The following is a 17,047-nucleotide window of genomic DNA, read 5'->3' as shown; positions in this document are numbered from 1 at the left end:
CCTCAAGCTTTCTTACCTTATTCCTCTGAGGTTTTTGCATGGCCGTCAGTTCACTGCCACGAGCATCTGTTCCGGCGTCTCCGTGCGTGCCCTGGAACGGCCTATCCAGACACGAAGCAAAGCCAGCAGGAGATCGAGATCGACGGGCTTGGCGATATAATCGGAAGCACCGGCGTCCAAACACTTCTGCCGATCGCCCTTCATCGCTTTGGCAGTGACGGAAATCAGCGGGATGTGAGCGATCGCCGGCATCCCACGAATGCGCCGCATCGTCTCGTAACCATCCATCTCCGGCATCATGATATCGATCAAAGCGGCGTCGACATCGGGCGTCTGCTCCAGCAGTGCGATGCCGTCGCGGCCGCGCTCGGCATGCAGAACCTGAATGTCGTAGGTCTCAAGGACGCTGGTGAGCGAGTAGATGTTCCTGATATCGTCGTCGACGATAAGCACTTTCGCTCCGGCAAGATCGGACTTGCCGGCCTGCTCGGCTCCTGGATCCCCCTCTTTGCGTCCTTCTCCGGGCAGGCTCGCCGAGATTTGCAGTGCCAGTTGGGCAAAATTCTCGGCCCGCGGCGCATTCGCAAGCCCCGGGTTCAGGGCCAACACCTGTTCAAGCGCATCGGGATGAGGGGCAAAGAACAACAGCTGAGGCAACGCTTCGCCAAACTGGCCCGCGAGCTCGTCGAGCACTTGTGCATTGTCCCTAGCCGAGCGCCCGAAGCCAAGCACGACGGCATCGTACGAAGCCGTGCCGATATCGTCGGCATTTGCCGCAAAACGGCCGATCGCAGTGACCGAAGTCACCCCGTCGCGGATCGCTTCGACCAGCGATAGCCGGCGCTCAGGGTCGGGGTCCGCGACCAGAACGCGCCTCTGAATGCGCAGCTTCCTGGAATGAATATCCTGAAACACCCTCACCAGTTCGTCCGAGGAGACAGGCTTGGTCGCGATGCTGGACGCCCCCTTGCGGGCAAGAGCGTCGATATCCTCGGCACCCGAGATGACATGAACAGGGATGTGACTCGTCTTCTGATCGTGACGTAGCAGATCGAAAAGCACCCAGCCGTCGATATCCGAAAGACCGAGATCGAGCGTAATCGCGTCAGGAACGAGTTTGCGGGCCAGGGCCAGTGTGCCGGAACCGGCGGTCGACAAGACACCTTTGAGGCCGGCAGAACGCGCGAGACCAAGCAGCAACCCGCCAAATGTCGGGTCGTCTTCGACGATTAATACGACCCGATCCGTCGGAGTGATGGAATCGCGATCGTCGATCAGCTCCGCCGAAGGCGAGCTGCCGAGCGATGCCGGCGCGGCAACTGCCTCGGTTGGCACAGGCAATCCCGACTGAGCGGCCGCCGCATGGGGGCCGTCGAACGGTATGACCAGCGTGAAGGTCGAGCCCTTGCCGAACGTGCTTTCAACGCGTAGCTCACCGCCAAGCAGGCGTGCGATTTCCCGGCTGATCGACAGGCCAAGCCCGGTGCCGCCATATTTGCGGCTGGTGGTGCCGTCGGCCTGCTGGAAGGCTTCAAAGATCAGTTTCTGCTTGTCTTCCGGAATGCCGATGCCGGTGTCGGTCACGGCGATCGCCAAGGCCTTCATCGCTTGCCCGGAGCCATTGCGGCGGCCGGCCTTCTCGACCCGAAAATTCAGGCTGACTTCGCCCTGCGAGGTGAACTTGAATGCATTCGAAAGAAGGTTGAGGACAATTTGCTGCAGGCGTTTCTCGTCGGTGCGGACCGTCTCGGGAAGTGCGGGATCGACCTTGATGGTGAAACCGAGGCCCTTGTCGGCGGCCAACTGCCGGAATGTGCGTTCCATATGCTGGCGCAGATGGGTCACCGGCATATCGTTGATGTCTATGGAAACGGTACCGGACTCGATCTTCGACAGATCGAGGATGTCATTGATAAGGCTGAGAAGATCGGTTCCGGCAGAGTTAATGGTCCGCGCGAATTCGACCTGTTTTTCATTGAGATTGCCCTGCTGGTTGGTCGCAAGAAGGTTGGAAAGAATAAGCAGTGAGTTGAGCGGTGTGCGCAGCTCGTGGCTCATATTGGCCAAGAACTCGGACTTGTACTTCGACGTAAGCGCCAGTTGTTCGGCTTTTTCCTCCAAAGCACGCCGCGCCATCTCGATTTCGAGGTTCTTGTTTTCCACCTGCTTCTTTTCGTTCTCGAGAAGCTGCGCCTTTTCCTGCAACTCCTCGTTCGTCGCATGCAGCTCTTCCTGCTTCTTGGTCAGTTCGGTCTGACGCGCCTGCAATTCCGAGGTCAGCAGCTGGGACTGCTTGAGCAGCCCCTCGGTGCGCATCGTTGCTGCAATGGTGTTGAGAACGATGCCGACGGACTCCATCAACTGGTTGAGAAAGGACTGGTGCGTGTCGCGAAATTCGCCGAACGAGGCGAGTTCGATAACGGCTTTGACCTCATCCTCGAACAAGGCTGGAAGAATGATGACGTTGGCTGGCGAGGCACTGCCGAGACCTGACGTGACGCGAAGAAATTCCGGCGGCACATTGTTCAGCATGATGGCCCGCTTGTCAGCAGCACTTTGCCCGACAAGACCTTCACGCAGATCGAGACGCTGTTTGATGGCGGTCCTGCTTTCGGCGCCATAGGACGCCGCGAGCTCAAGATAGGATTCCTCTTCGTCGCGGTTGGTGACGTAGAAGACCCCGTATTGCGCGTTCACCAGCGGAGCGAGCTCGGACATGATAAGCCGCGAGACGGTGGCAAGATCGCGTTCGCCCTGCAGCATGCGCGAAAATCGCGCGAGATTGGTCTTCAACCAATCCTGCTCCGCATTCTTAAGGGTTTGATCCTTCAGATTGCGGATCATTTCGTTGATGTTGTCCTTGAGCGCGGCGACCTCGCCGGAGGCCTCGACGCTGATCGAGCGTGTCAGGTCGCCCTTGGTCACCGCTGTCGAAACCTCGGCAATTGCGCGCACCTGCGTGGTCAGGTTGGCGGCGAGCTGATTGACGTTGTCGGTGAGGTCGCGCCACAGGCCGGCAGCACCTGGCACGCGCGCCTGACCGCCGAGCTTGCCCTCGATGCCCACTTCACGCGCGACATTGGTCACCTGGTCGGCGAAGGTAGCCAGCGTCTCGATCATGCCGTTGATGGTGTCAGCGAGCGAAGCGATCTCGCCCTTGGCATCGACCGTCAGTTTGCGCTTGAGATTACCCTGCGCGACCGCTGTCACGACGTCGGCGATTCCACGCACCTGATTGGTCAGGTTCGTCGCCATGAGGTTGACGTTGTCGGTCAGGTCCTTCCAGGTACCAGCCACGCCTTCGACACGCGCCTGGCCGCCAAGCTTGCCTTCGGTGCCAACCTCACGCGCCACGCGCGTCACTTCGCCGGCGAAGGAGTTGAGCTGGTCCACCATGGTGTTGATGGTCGACTTGAGCTCGAGGATTTCACCCTTCACGTCGACCGTGATTTTTTTCGACAGGTCACCGCGCGCAACAGCGGTCGTTACTTCCGCGATATTGCGCACCTGGCCAGTCAGGTTCTCGGCCATGGAGTTCACATTGTCGGTCAGGTCTTTCCAAGTTCCAGCCACGCCGCGCACCTGCGCCTGGCCGCCCAGCTTGCCTTCGGTGCCGACCTCGCGCGCTACCCGCGTCACCTCCGAGGCGAAGGAATTGAGCTGGTCGACCATCGTGTTGATCGTGTCCTTGAGCTCCAGGATTTCCCCACGCACATCGACAGTGATCTTCTTTGACAGATCCCCAAGCGCCACCGCCGTCGTCACTTCGGCAATGTTGCGTACCTGGCCGGTTAGATTGGCGGCCATGGCATTGACGTTGTCGGTCAAATCCTTCCAAGTGCCGGCGACACCACGCACCTGCGCCTGACCGCCCAGCTTGCCATCCGAGCCGACTTCGCGTGCCACGCGCGTCACCTCCGAGGCGAAGGAATTGAGCTGATCCACCATCGTGTTGATGACGTCCTTGATCTGCAAGATCTCGCCCAGTGCATCAACCGTGATCTTCTGCGTCAGGTCTCCGGTGGCAATCGCCGTCGCCACCTTGGAGACGTCGCGCAATTGCACGGTCAGATTGCCGGCCATTGCGTTGACGTTGTCGGTCAAGTCCTTCCAGGTGCCGCCAACGCCTTCGACGTGAGCCTGCCCACCAAGCTTGCCTTCCGAACCGACTTCTCGCGCCACACGGGTGACCTCCGAGGCGAAAGAATTCAACTGATCGACCATCGTGTTGACGGTATCCTTGAGCTCCAGGATTTCGCCCTTGACGTCGACGGTGATCTTCTTCGATAGGTCGCCGCGAGCCACCGCCGTCGTGACCTCTGCGATGTTGCGCACCTGTCCGGTCAGATTGGCAGCCATCAGATTGACGTTGTCTGTCAGATCCTTCCATGTGCCGCCGACGCCCCTCACCTCGGCCTGGCCGCCCAGCTTGCCTTCGGTTCCGACCTCGCGCGCCACGCGCGTCACTTCCGATGCAAACGAGTTTAGCTGGTCGACCATCGTGTTGATGGTATCTTTCAATTCCAGAATTTCGCCTTGAACCGCGACGGTGATCTTCTTTGAAAGGTCTCCAGAGGCAACGGCCGTCGTGACCTCTGCGATGTTGCGCACCTGTCCAGTCAGGTTTTCAGCCATCGAGTTGACGTTGTCGGTGAGGTCCTTCCACGTGCCGGCAACGCCGCGCACTTGCGCCTGGCCGCCGAGCTTGCCTTCGGTGCCAACCTCACGCGCGACGCGGGTCACCTCGCCGGCGAAGGAATTGAGCTGATCAACCATGGTATTGATGGTCGATTTCAGCTCAAGGATTTCGCCTTTCACATCGACCGTGATCTTCTTGGAAAGGTCGCCCAAGGCGACGGCCGTCGTCACCTCGGCGATATTGCGCACCTGGCCGGTCAGATTTTCGGCCATGGAATTCACATTGTCGGTCAGATCCTTCCACGTCCCGCCGACCCCTTCCACGCGCGCCTGGCCGCCCAGCTTGCCTTCGGTGCCGACCTCGCGCGCCACGCGTGTCACTTCCGAGGCGAAGGAATTGAGCTGGTCGACCATGGTGTTGATGGTGTTCTTCAGCTCCAGAATCTCGCCCTTCACGTCGACGGTGATCTTTTTCGACAGGTCCCCGGATGCAACCGCCGTCGTCACCTCCGCGATATTGCGCACCTGGCCGGTCAGGTTGGTTGCCATGGCATTGACGTTGTCGGTCAAATCCTTCCACGTCCCGGCGACACCTTTCACGCGCGCCTGGCCGCCGAGTTTGCCTTCGGTGCCGACTTCGCGCGCCACGCGCGTCACCTCGGAGGCAAAGGAAGCAAGCTGACCAACCATGGTGTTGACGATCTTGCCTATGCGCAGAAATTCGCCGCGCAGCGGTCGACCTTCGATCTCGACCATCATCGTCTGCGACAGATCACCCTTGGCGACGGCGCCGATGACGCGCGCGACCTCGGCCGTCGGTTGGACCATGTCTTCTATGAGATCGTTGACCGACCGTACGCTGGATTCCCAGCTGCCTGTAGCGTTTCGGACGCGGCCACGCTCGCCTATCCGCCCATCCTTGCCGACGACCCTGCTCAGACGCTCGAATTCTCGGGACACCTGGTCGTTCAGATCGACGATCTCGTTGAAGGTTTCTGCGATCTCGGAATCGAGGCCTTCGTAGACGTTGTCGATGCGGACTGAAAAGTCACCGCGCCGCAAGGCCTTCAGAGAATTCAGTATGCTACGACGGTCCAATTGCGTCTTGGATGCCTGCACAGTCACAGCCCCCACTCCAGATCGATCCATGTCGGATAACTGCCCCCTCGGGTGCGAATGACACATTCCCCCGCAAGCTCACAAACGCCGCGATTTCAATTTGGTTCCGAGCGGCATTTAGCAACCTTCCCAAGTCGAAAATTACACAAATTGGGTTCCCTGCCGTTCAGCCCATGCCGCGTGGCGAGGGGGAAGGATGGCCGTCACTATCATGTCCCTCTAGCGGGCAGGAGGCGCGGGCACCGCCCTGCAGCGGTCAACCTTTAGATGACTGATGTTCTGGCAAGCCGGTGTTACGGGCGAGAATGGCTCGAACGACAGGAGGGAGACATTTGCGGCCCCGTGATGTCACCTCATGAGGGAAAGATGAGACCAGTCGAACAAGTTGGTGCGCAACCTTTTCAGGCAAAAGTCATTCATCCTCGTATACCGAGCAAGGAACAATAATATGTGGTTCTTTACAGGTTTGTGTTAGCCATATCGCTAGGTTGGGCGGTCGGCGGCTTTTCAAGGTAAAATTACGCAAGCAGATGCGAGCGGTCCGCATGGACGTTCTGGAGGCGATGCTCTTTGGCGACGAAGTGTGACAGATGCGACGACCAATCCGACTAAGGTCACGTCGTGGCCTTCACTTACCATGTTCCGGAACTCCCGATTGTCAAATATTCCCACTGTAACGAAGTCGGCGTCTCGCCACGCGTATGTTCTTCGCTTTGATCGTAATTTTGGTCGCTGAAGAATAGGCTGCTCCAACATCACAATGAGCAAGACCATGAGGAGCGTCGCTCTTGTGATATTTATGGGCACAGCCCTTTCCGTGACCGGAGACTCGGCGCTCGCGCTAAAGTGATTTATTGGTTCGGAACTTAAACCTCTGATAGTCGTTTACGGCCGCGCTAGAGGGGAATGATAATGAACGGAAGTTCGGTTCTAGTCGTCGAGGACGAGGCGCTGATTTTGCTCGACATACAGTCGGCGCTTGAAGACGCAGGGTTTCTTGTCGTCGCTGCTAACAGCGCCGCTCTAGCCATTGAAGCTTTCGATGCCGATCCGAAATCGTTCAAGGCGCTCATCTCGGACATTCGCCTGGGATCGGGTAAAACCGGATGGGAAGTTGCGAGGCATTTGCGTCAAGCTAATTCAGCCCTGCCCGTAATTTATATTAGCGGCGACAGTGACATTCATTGGGGTGCGGAAGGCGTGCCGGGAAGCGTAATGATCGCCAAGCCATTCGCCGTCGTGCAGGTCATCACCGCTTTGTCGACCCTTCTAAATCAACATGTTCCTGCGTCCCCGCCCCCGTCCAAAGACTAGGCGCTTGAAAGTGCGCCGGACTCCTGAGGCGTTACGGCCTTAGCGCCGCGAGAGCGCCTTGACTCCTCTTTGGTTCATGCTCGGCTGGCGAGCCGGGGACGCGCTTCGTCGCGTGGACCTCATCGACGACTCTGTCTGCCGACATAGTATTTTTGGGCACAGTTGGCTTGAATGCCCTCGGGAGTTAGTCCCTCCACCGATTGCGCCCGCTCCTGGGGAACACTGCCGGAAAGCCCTCTGGGATTGTCAGTGGGAAGAATGTTCATCCCTCGCCCGCGCTTTCGCGGCCTTCCTTGCGGAGGCAGAGCGCCCGGCGGCCGGTCGGTCTGCGGAAGCGGCCCCACCCTTTTCGCCGCCTTTGTGGCAGCGGTCGCGAATATTGGAAGGCACCTGTTTTCGGCTCATGAGCGAGCTTTGCAGCTGCTCGGCGTTTCAACAACGTCGCGAAATAAGTCGCGGACCTCGTTGGCAGTTTCAAGAAATTCGTCATGGCCATGCATCCTTCTCCATGCGAAAACCCAAGAGGTTCCATCCGGCAATAGCGGGATTGGCGGTCGCTGGGACGTCGCACGCGATCGAAAAGCGACGAAAAGGCGGTGACACACCTTTCGAGCACATGGCGCGCCATCCGTTATTGAAGCTGCGCACCACTATTGCTAGTCACCTTCGCCGCAGGAAGCGTTCCGAACTCGGGGTTGCGTTGATCGTCCTCGAAGCGTCGCGGTGGGGCTCGTCAATTCCACGCCGAGAGAACCGTCTCCATCTCTGCCGTTTCGACCTGTTGAGCAAAACGCTGGTGATAGACGGTCATCAGCGCGTCATGGGTGGCGTCGGACGAACTACAAAGCGCATCGGTGACCAGAACGACGCGATAGCCGATATCGATCGCGCCAAGAACGGTCGCGAGGACGCAGACATCGGTTTCGCCGTCGCCGGCGGAGTGAATGCAGGCAGCGGCGGCAGCAAGTCCACCATCTCCGGACCGACGGCCTCCATCGTCATCGATGCCCAGCGCTCGTAGTAGCGCTTCCAGGTCCCGGCGCCCTGCCCTACCTTTGCAGCCGGTAGCGGGTGAAGATGGTTTGCTCGGCTTTCCTTTCGACAAGGCGCTTAATTCTCGGAAGGACCCGGGCGATCCAGGGCGTCGCCCATTCGGACGGCTCCGCGAACAGCTTTTGCATATCGACGCAAAGATGCGCGCAACGATCGCTAAGCGGCCCGTAGCTCAAGCGGAGTGGACATCACAATCCCAAGCGCGCTTGGCTCGACTTTACTAACTTCAAGCAGAACAACATTTGTTTCGGCGAGCAGCGGCGCTTCTTAAGATTCAATGGTTGATCCTCGCAATGTCCGACAAACGTCCCTCCCGGCTACGCGTTCCCTCGGAAACCAGTTCCTGCGCCGCGCGTTCAGACTGGATGGATACAGCACAGAACTCCGTCCATGCCTTCGCTATCGAACGTACAGGCGGGTGCCTCTGCGGAAAAATCCGTTATCGGGTGACAGGCGGTCCGCGCGTGCATTACTGCCATTGCGACATGTGCCGGCGTGCGACCGGCAGCGCCTTTGCGGTGCTCGCGTGGCTGCGTTCTGCCGGAGTTTCCTGGCAAAGTGAGGAACCTACCTACCGCCGGTCATCACCCCTTGCGCAACGCGGCTTCTGCCGAGCATGCGGCACGCCGCTTACTCTGGCCTATGATGCCGCAATTGACGAAATCGCGCTTCATGTCGGAACCTTCGACAATCCGGCGGAACTCGAGCCGCAATACAACTACGGGTCCGCGCAGCGGCTCAACTGGGTTTGCTGCGGCCTCGACCTGCCTCATCGCAATACGGAAGAGCGATGGTAACGGAATCTGGCGTCGAGTTTCCCTTGCCCTTGAGCACGCAGCCAATGGAAGCGCGCGCGGCGGAGGCATTGCCGCGAGAAGACGGTCCCTGGCAGTACGAACCGAAATGGGATGGCTTCCGCTGCCTCGCCTTCAAGGGCGGCAAGGCCGTCGACCTCAGGGCAAAATCTGGTAAAAAGCTTGGTCGTTATTTTCCCGAACTCGTAAGGGCCTTGAGTACGCTCGCGGCAACGGACTTCGTCGTCGACGGCGAAATCATAGTCGAGATCGATGGCCGTGCTTCTTTCAACGCCCTGCAGATGCGGCTTCATCCAGCAGAGAGTCGCATCCGCAAGCTCAGTGGGGAAATTCCCGCGCAGCTGGTCGTCTTCGATATGCTTGTGGCTCCGGGAGATCGGCCGCTGATCGAATTGCGATTGCACGATCGGCGTGCAGCGGCCGAAGACTTGGTGGCCAAGGCAAAGACCAAGATTCTCCGGCTTTCGCCGGCCACCACCAGCCTGGCGACAGCCGACAAGTGGTTGAAGGGCGCTGGTAGCGGTTCCACCGACGGTGTCGTGGCCAAGCTTCTCAACGGCCCCTACCGGCCGGGCGAACGCGCCATGGTGAAGGTAAAGCGCCTACGCACGGCCGACTGCGTGGTGGGAGGGTTCCGCTATTTGAACGGCAGACGACAGGTTGGATCGCTGCTGCTCGGTCTCTACAACGACGATGGTCTGCTCGACCATGTCGGCTTCACTTCGACTATCGCCAATGACGAGCGTGCGGCACTGACGGAAAGGCTGGAACAGCTGCGTGGCGGATCCGGCTTCAACGGCAAGGCGCCGGGCGGCCCTAGCCGCTGGAGCACCGAGCGTAGCGGCGAATGGGAACCGGTCAGGCCGGAACTCGTGGTCGAGGTTCGCTTCGACCACGTCACCGGCGACCGCTTCCGGCACGGAACGAAATTTTTGCGCTGGCGGCCGGACAAAGCCCCGCGCCAATGCACCTTCGAGCAGATCGCGTAACCCCCGCTTCCAGTCTTCACCAAGGCGCCATTCACGGCTTGAATGCGAGCAAGGCCATATCCGTGTCCTTCACACCGGCGATCGAGCTTGAGACGACGTCAGAAGCAATCTGCGAAAAGACGTCTAGGTGCGGAAAGATCCTCGCCAGGGTTTTGCCTTTGGACGTCAGGGCATTTCGTCTTGGTTGGTCGGTGAAATCTTCTTCCTCGCCGCCGCAATCACGACCATCCGCCATAGGCGATCATAGAGATACGGACCGGATGCCTCCCGCAGGTTCAAGAGGGCAAGTCGCGCGCGGCCATGCCTTTTGGGCGGCCCCGGCACCAATCATATGCGACAGTTCCGTCAGGGGCCGATCGATTTCAAACTGAACCAGCGCGGTCGTCACGGCCGTCGATCCTTCAACGGTCCGCACCGGTCGTCAGACCACGCAAAGTCCATCTCGCGTCAGCGCCTCGGCCATCATCGGCCGCTGATGCCCATGCCAACGACCGCACATCGGTCTTAACGTGTCGTGTCAGCCGCCTCGCAGGAATGGACGGCGGGCGGTATGCATACCAGACAGGCTTACCGCTTCTGAGATTGCCAGTCCAAGCCTGGCTTGGTTCCATTCGACTGCTGCGGCATCGGACGCGCTGGACCCTCCCGTCGCCTGGGCGGTTTCTCTAACGCAAAGGCCCCAATCAAATCGTGGAGATCTCCATGGAGTCGCGCAATGAGTGAACAGCTCAGCAAGATCGGACCGGCGCGCCGGCTAGCGAGCAGCAGAACTGGAATGCGGTCGTAGGCACCAGCATCGTGGCGGCCGAGGGCGAGGCTGATGGTGCGACGGAGAGGGACGGAACACTTCCCGAAGAAGATGACGACAACGCTTACCAAAACAGCGACGAAGCGTTGCCCGATGACGAAGAGGAGGGAGTTTTGTCACGCGATCCTTCGAACGAAGGAAGCCGCTTCGACGAAGTATGAGCCGAGCAGGCGGCTGATTGCCATTGCGAGGTTTTCGGGGGCGTCTGTCCTGAAGGGCGGGGACGCCCGTTCAGGTCCGAAATCCGGACGCGTCGGGAGTTGACACGCTCGATGGTGCTTTCATGTCGTCGGACCTGCCGATAGCCGGCTTTACCGTGATCGAAGCGGCTGACCTTTCGGACGCCATCGATAAAATTTCGCGTGTTTCCTGCGCTGTCGCGCATGGCGTGGTCGAGGTTTGGCCACTGAATCGAGGGCGGGTCTTGTCCTAATGAACTGGACCCCGATGACGCGCTATGACCAAGCTTTCAGACCCCGGCCCGTCTATTCCCGGCAAGCGCCACGCTGGCGAACCGGCATGAGAGGAAGACCATTTCTACTGCTTTCCCCTACTGCGTCGGTCGATCGGCGCGATTTACACCAGGTCCTCTATCAGCAAGGGCCCGGGGCATAGACCGCCTGCCCCTGAAGACGGGGCGAAAATCATTAAGTTGCCGATAGAGTTGTGCCGCAACTTCGGTGTGGATGACAGAACCACAAGATTGGCAAGGCCCCCTTTCAACTTCTGACAGCGGGCAAAGCCTGTTTGCGCCGACGAGAGGCCCAGAGAATCCTACATGCCACGCTAGCCCAAAATGCTTTCAAACATTCGCTTTAACAAACCTTGCTGTTCGCCGCCTTGGCATTATGCTGGCATAAGCCAGAGGCTGCGGAGGGTTCGGCTTGCAACCTCGATCCGTTCGATTGCACCTGCTTGGACTGATCGCTGCTGCGATCGTGCCCGTCTGGTTATTTGCGGCCTATTTGCTGGTTCAATTCGCGCTTCGGGAGCAAGACCGCATCGAACACGAGGCTGTGCAGACGGCCAGGCAGGTTTCGCTCGTGGTTGAAGGCGAACTCTTCAATCTTCAAACGGTCCTCAATGGCTTGTCAAAATCGACCGCTCTTTCTAAAGGCGATTTGCAGGCCTTTCATGACCAAGCGGTCAATCTAGTATGGGGCACGAACCGTGTCATCATCCTGCGCGATCTGGGCCGCAACCAGCTGATGAACACCGAAATTGGCTATGGGACTAGCCTCCCGCCCCTAGAGCCGCTCACGGACCATGACCGCCAAAGGTTGCAGACTTCGGGTCTTTTCGTAAGTGATGTCTTCGCCGCAGCGGGGTCGAAGGACTATCGCATTGCCGTCGGCGTGCGGGTGCCGGCTCCCAAAGGCGAGGACCTTATCCTTTCAATATCCGTCCCGACTTCGCGCATCCACAATGTAATGATGCCGGCAGTTCCAGACGGCTGGACGGTCGGGATTGGCGATCATCAAGGACACTTCGTCGCCCGTTCCAGATTGCATGAAGAGATGACCGGCAAGCCGGGATTGCCCGAATATGTTGAGAAAGTCGTTGGTCGGTCCGGCAGCTTCACGTCTCGCAACCTGGAAGGCATCACCCTTCTGGCAGGCTACTACAGGTCTTCGTATTCCGACTGGTTCTTTACAGCCAATTTACCGCTTTCAGCTGCAAAGGCTCCGCTCCGGCGCGTCTTGATCGCAATTTGCGGTATCGGCCTTCTCTCGCTCCTTGTCTCCATGGCGCTGGGATATATCTTCGCCAAACGTTTTGTCGGAGCAACCGCCGACCTTTCGGCGCGCGCCCAAGCGCTGGGCCACGGACGAAAGGTCGAGCCTCTGCATTCCTCAATCGCCGAGTTTGCCACCATTGCCGATGCAATGGTTGATGCAGAGCGGGCCATTGCCACACGAAGAACCGAGTTGGAAGCGGTCTTGGACACTGTCCCTGCAGCGGTATGGTTCACCTATGATCCGAAAGCGCTTCAGGTTATCCGGAATCGTTTTGCGACTGAACTGATGGGGTTGCCGACAGAAACTTTAACATCCTTTGGCCAGCCAGAGCACGTAATCGACACAGTGGCGGTAAAGGATGGTCAGGTAGTCAGCCGAGAGGATCGGCCGCTGAGCCGGGCGATGCGTGGAGAACTGGTCGACCAGGAAGAGTTTGCATACATCTTGCCTTCGGGGGTTGAACGCTTCCTGCTCTCAAGCGCACGGCCAATTCGCCATCCCGATGGCGCAATCCTTGGCGCGGTACAAATCAGCCTGGACATTACCGAGCGCAAGCGCGGCGAAGAGCACCGAAAACTGCTGGCCAATGAACTTAACCATCGCGTCAAGAACACGCTTGCCGTTGTCCAATCCATTGCGAGTCAGACCATCCGCAATGCCACTAGTTTGACCGAGGCGCGACAGACACTGTCTAGCCGACTCATCTCGCTGGCAAAGGCGCACGACCTCCTCACGCAGCAGAACTGGAGTGGGGCCGACCTGAATGACCTGATTTTGGGAACGATCATGCCGCACGCCCCGCTTGAGCGATTCCAGATCAGCGGCGAGCCGGTGTGGCTCCCGCCGAACATCGCCCTTTCGGCGGCTTTGGCATTTCATGAGCTTACGACCAATGCGATCAAATACGGCTCGTTGGCGAATGCCACGGGCCGGGTTTGCATCCGCTGGAGGCTCACCGCCCACAAGGATCATCGCTGTCTTGATCTGAATTGGCGCGAGACGGGAGGCCCGCGCGTTGGGCCAGGCGGCCGTAAGGGCTTCGGAACACAGCTCCTAGAGAGGGTATTTGATTCGGACAAGTCAGGTAGCGTAACGCTGAAATTTGAAGAATCGGGATTGATCTGTGAGTTGCGGGTAATCTTGTCTCATTAGAAGGCAAACCGAGCGGGAGTTGTCGTCATGGCCGAACGAGCGCACCGCCAAATTGCGCCCACAGTCGATCACAGTCTCTTGACCTAAGACTCGGAGTTCCCGGTTCACCATAGAAAACCATGGCCCCGCGGACGTCGTACCCAAGGACTGTGGCGTTAGCCACAAATTGAATGGCCAGCCCCAAGGTGATTTTGCTGATCCGGGTTTCGCAGCAATTGGTAAGGTCGATCACGCCAAAAATGTCGACCTCATCGCTCCTGGCTGCCAGGACGGCCGCCGAGATAGAGTTCTGCACGGCAAGCAGCATCAGAATTCGATTCCCCTGGAGTAGCGCCAGCAACGCCGGACATCGAAATGTGTTCCCCCGGCACTCGTGAAATCGGTATTTTTGGCGCGGTCCGCTCGGGGGCGCGTAAAGAGCCCAACGCACGATTAATCCACACTGGTCCCCCCCGAAGCAGGGATTTCTGGGGATCAGCGGTGGTCGGATGCCATCTTGTGGAGTGGCGTCGAGAAGCTTGATGATTATCATCCGGAGCGCGGCTACACCCGCCCTTGACTCAAGCGCAGCTACCGGCAGGTATGAGATCGACTATTGAAACGTCGTTTGTTATCTCTCGGCTCCAGAGCTGTCCAATATGGCCGCTTGATGCAGGGAAATATTGGATCGTTGTAGCGCGGTTTCTGCCACCAGCGAGAGCTCAAGTCATCTCATCCCGTTGCAGGGCTCGTCGACGCTTGGCCCGATGTGTCCCAGAACTGCTACGTGAGAGGTCGCCACCAAAAGGCCGCCCCGTGTCAATTGCTATGGAACCTCGCGTGTCCAATGAAGTTGGGAACCCGCAATGGGTTCATGAACAAGGAGAACATCACAATGGCAGCTACGAAGAAGGCAACCGCCGGAAACAAAGGCCTTGAGGACATGTTTCTCGATGGCCTGAAGGATATATACTATGCGGAGAAAAAAATCTTGAAGGCGTTGCCGAAGATGGCAAGGGGTGCGGACGACCAGCAGGTCACCGCCGCCTTTGAAAAGCATCTTGCTGAGACCGAAGGCCAAGTCGAACGGCTGGAAGAAGTATTCGAGATTCTCGGCACGCCGGCCCGAGGCAAAACCTGTCCCGCCATCGATGGCATACTTGAGGAAGGCTCGGAGATTCTCGAGGACTACAAAGGCTCGGTCTCATTGGACGCCGGGCTGGTAGGCGCCGCGCAGGCCGTCGAACACTACGAGATCGCGCGCTATGGCACTTTGATTGCGTGGGCGACATCTCTTGGTAGGGATGACGTGGCGGAACTGCTCAACGCCAACCTGGAAGAAGAGAAAGCCACCGACGAAGCACTGACGTCTCTTGGCGAGGCGGGCGTGAACGATCGCGCTGCCGAACAGCAGGCTGCCTGATCCGGTCATTCGAGGGGTCCCGTTGGGAACCCCTCCCCCGCCGGTTCGTACGCCCTGCGCGTCGACGGACATCCCTACCTAGGCCCAGAGACAAAGCCTATCATCTGAGGTCCAAGTCGTAGCACCACTGGCGTTGGCATAAATCATCTCGTCGAGCGCCTTTTTTCGCCGATAGGGCGTACCCTCCGCACGATCGACTCTCCGGCGTGGCAGACCCCGCCATCCGATGCTTAACGCATGGCGCCGGCCGCCGCGAATATCCGGCAAATAAAAACAGCCAGCGGCTGCGTCGGTATCGGACGGGCGCCCAAAGGGGGTACTCCGGGGTCGACGATCAATGCCGTGCGAGTGTCGCCGATCGCATGGTCGACCTGCTGTGCTGGGAAGGGGCGCCACGCAGGACAGTCCATCGAGAGCAGCCTGACTGCGCGATCGGAACCTTTCCGTGAGCGTGGTTCGTGCTGCCAAAGATCTAGCGCCTTGAAGCTCAATAATGAAGTTCCCACACCTCCGAAGAGGTGGGTGATCGCGAACTGCGCCTCCACTACCTGCACGCGCACCAGATTGCGTTTGCGCGCCGAGCGCGACGCCGTGCGAGGGCCGGGTCCAACATGGCGAGCTTACCAACCGTCGATGAAAGCCCATGATAAGCCGAGCTGAGAGGCGTCCCGGCCAACTTGCATCTGACGCCATACGAGGATTTGGACAACTTCAAGACTCTTGAACGTCTTGTCGGGGCGCTAACGGAGACCCGGTCTTGGAGGATGCGGTACCTTGCCAACAAAGTTGCGCGAAGCACAAGACTACTCCGCCTCCGCATGATCACCTGCGACCCGGTCGATACGAACCGGGCCGCGAAGATCCACTTAACGGATAGATCAAAGAAACTTTAGTTTGCAATCATACGTTGTTTGTCCCGCGCGCTTGCGTAAGTGCCTTTTTCATAGGCCGGCTGGGCATTGAACTGCTCTTTTGTAAAATTCGTGTATAGGTACCGATTTCCTGACTTGTCCGTCATGAACTTGAGATTGTTCATGCCAATGGCCACCTCCTTGGCGCCCATGCCGAGGAACCCACCGACATCGATCAGCACGGCGTCGACTTTTTTGTCGCCTGTCAGGACAACGTCGCCGATCTTTCCAACCTTGGCGTCGTTGGCGCCATAGACAGTCGTGCCGACCAGATCCTCGGCCCGGACCTTGTCGATCGGGACGGCGGTCAGTGCCGTCTTGTCGACCGCCCCAGTGGTGTTTGAGTCAGGCGCCACCGTCGCTGCGGGGGCAGCGCTGGAAGCCGTGGTTGGATCGTAAGCCTTGGTATCGAAGTTCGGCTGAGCCTCCAGGTCTTCCTTGGTGGTCTTGATCACAAGCCAGCGCTTGCCGTCCTTTTCGGCCCACTGGGCCTTGTTGAAGTCGAAAGCGACATTCTTTTCACCGATGCCGAGAAAGCCCCCGACGCCGATGATGAGCGACTGGGCCTTGCCGTCCTTGGCCAGGAGAACGTCATTGACCTTGCCGATCGTCTGAGCATTAGCATCCGTTCCGTTGTAAACTGAAGCGCCTATCATTTTGGAGACAAGGCTGCCATTTGGGGCAACCGCGGCAGTTGTCGCAGCATTGTTATCCGCGGGCGCCGATGTCACGACGTTCGCGGCAAATGCCCCTGAGGCAATGAGGGTTGCAAGTGCGGTGGCAGCAGTGAGAGTTTTGTAGCTCATCGTGGTTATTCTTTGTGTTGTCGATGTCGTTGCGCGCTCCCTGTCCGTTTTCCCGACAAGACGCAACTTGATGCATCATCAACGGAATTGCGTTCATCGAGGTTCCCACGACACCCCGAAGAAGGTGCCCTGTGGGGGCCGGGCCCGAGCAAATCGGCAAGTCCCTCAGCACAAATTGCGCGCATGTCGAGAACGTCGACCCAGTCGTCTTTCACCCCTGAAGGTGGGTTCGTGCCAAACAATGCAGCCAGCGGCTTGGAACGATTTTCGACGGTGCGTTAGGTCCGGTTTCGCCGCGGGG

General features: G+C 58.8%; 10 protein-coding genes and 1 pseudogene. 6 read left to right on the top strand and 5 right to left on the bottom strand.

The genetic code is table 11. From position 1 onward, the window contains the following. Positions 1–45: 45 nt before the first annotated feature. Entirely contained in the window at positions 46–5,757 is a 5,712-nt protein-coding gene (locus JG746_RS36240) for a HAMP domain-containing protein (protein WP_446721255.1), read from the bottom strand. 912 nt (positions 5,758–6,669) lie between these two features. Between JG746_RS36240 and JG746_RS36235 the strand changes: the two genes are divergently transcribed. Then, positions 6,670–7,071 (top strand): response regulator, encoded by a 402-nt coding sequence (locus JG746_RS36235; protein WP_199200804.1) that lies wholly within the window; start codon positions 6,670–6,672, stop codon positions 7,069–7,071. Between the two features lie 733 nt (positions 7,072–7,804). On the opposite strand, the pseudogene JG746_RS36230 reads toward JG746_RS36235, so the two are convergent. Continuing rightward, a pseudogene (locus tag JG746_RS36230) lies at positions 7,805–8,252 on the bottom strand (cysteine hydrolase family protein). Between the two features lie 165 nt (positions 8,253–8,417). Here JG746_RS36230 and JG746_RS36225 point away from each other — a divergent pair. Beyond that, the gene (locus JG746_RS36225) at positions 8,418–8,921 is read left to right on the top strand and encodes a GFA family protein (protein WP_244731094.1); all 504 of its coding nucleotides are present in this window, start codon (positions 8,418–8,420) and stop codon (positions 8,919–8,921) included. Continuing rightward, complete coding sequence (locus JG746_RS36220; RefSeq protein ID WP_199200802.1) at positions 8,915–9,928, top strand: ATP-dependent DNA ligase; 1,014 nt, start codon at positions 8,915–8,917, stop codon at positions 9,926–9,928. The genes JG746_RS36225 and JG746_RS36220 overlap by 7 nt, the downstream gene beginning before the upstream one ends. A 31-nt stretch (positions 9,929–9,959) precedes the next feature. Here JG746_RS36220 and JG746_RS36215 read toward each other — a convergent pair whose 3' ends face one another. Beyond that, the gene (locus JG746_RS36215) at positions 9,960–10,163 is read right to left on the bottom strand and encodes a hypothetical protein (protein WP_199200801.1); all 204 of its coding nucleotides are present in this window, start codon (positions 10,161–10,163) and stop codon (positions 9,960–9,962) included. Between the two features lie 563 nt (positions 10,164–10,726). Here JG746_RS36215 and JG746_RS37525 point away from each other — a divergent pair. Together JG746_RS37525 and JG746_RS36205 are read left to right on the top strand one after the other, a co-directional pair. Further along, on the top strand, positions 10,727–10,897 hold the full coding sequence (locus tag JG746_RS37525; RefSeq protein WP_244731093.1) for a hypothetical protein: 171 nt from the start codon (positions 10,727–10,729) through the stop codon (positions 10,895–10,897). Positions 10,898–11,620: 723 nt separating this feature from the next. Continuing rightward, on the top strand, positions 11,621–13,627 hold the full coding sequence (locus JG746_RS36205) for a sensor histidine kinase (RefSeq protein WP_244731092.1): 2,007 nt from the start codon (positions 11,621–11,623) through the stop codon (positions 13,625–13,627). 25 nt (positions 13,628–13,652) lie between these two features. On the opposite strand, the gene JG746_RS36200 is transcribed toward JG746_RS36205, so the two are convergent. Further along, positions 13,653–13,934 carry a hypothetical protein gene (locus JG746_RS36200; protein WP_202359597.1) on the bottom strand — a complete coding sequence of 94 codons (282 nt, stop codon included), beginning with the start codon at positions 13,932–13,934 and terminating at the stop codon, positions 13,653–13,655. 567 nt (positions 13,935–14,501) lie between these two features. Between JG746_RS36200 and JG746_RS36195 the strand changes: the two genes are divergently transcribed. Further along, positions 14,502–15,029: a YciE/YciF ferroxidase family protein gene (locus JG746_RS36195; protein ID WP_199200833.1), complete on the top strand. Its 528-nt coding sequence runs from the start codon at positions 14,502–14,504 to the stop codon at positions 15,027–15,029. 889 nt (positions 15,030–15,918) lie between these two features. Here JG746_RS36195 and JG746_RS36190 read toward each other — a convergent pair. Next, on the bottom strand, positions 15,919–16,746 hold the full coding sequence (locus JG746_RS36190) for a PRC-barrel domain-containing protein (RefSeq protein WP_244731091.1): 828 nt from the start codon (positions 16,744–16,746) through the stop codon (positions 15,919–15,921). Between the last annotated feature and the right edge of the window lie 301 nt (positions 16,747–17,047).

The organism is Mesorhizobium sp. 113-3-3, assembly GCF_016756495.1.
Lineage (GTDB): Bacteria > Pseudomonadota > Alphaproteobacteria > Rhizobiales > Rhizobiaceae > Mesorhizobium.
Note: the sequence above shows the minus strand (reverse complement) of the source record. Positions and strands in the feature narration are given on the sequence as shown.

Coding starts and splice junctions, on each gene's coding strand:
- JG746_RS36195 (WP_199200833.1), top strand. CDS start 14,502: ATGGCAGCTACGAAGAAGGCAACCGCCGGAAACAAAGGCCTTGAGGAC.
- JG746_RS36215 (WP_199200801.1), bottom strand. CDS start 10,163: ATGGCGGATGGTCGTGATTGCGGCGGCGAGGAAGAAGATTTCACCGAC.
- JG746_RS36225 (WP_244731094.1), top strand. CDS start 8,418: ATGTCCGACAAACGTCCCTCCCGGCTACGCGTTCCCTCGGAAACCAGT.
- JG746_RS36190 (WP_244731091.1), bottom strand. CDS start 16,746: ATGAGCTACAAAACTCTCACTGCTGCCACCGCACTTGCAACCCTCATT.
- JG746_RS36235 (WP_199200804.1), top strand. CDS start 6,670: ATGAACGGAAGTTCGGTTCTAGTCGTCGAGGACGAGGCGCTGATTTTG.
- JG746_RS36200 (WP_202359597.1), bottom strand. CDS start 13,934: ATGCTGCTTGCCGTGCAGAACTCTATCTCGGCGGCCGTCCTGGCAGCC.
- JG746_RS36220 (WP_199200802.1), top strand. CDS start 8,915: ATGGTAACGGAATCTGGCGTCGAGTTTCCCTTGCCCTTGAGCACGCAG.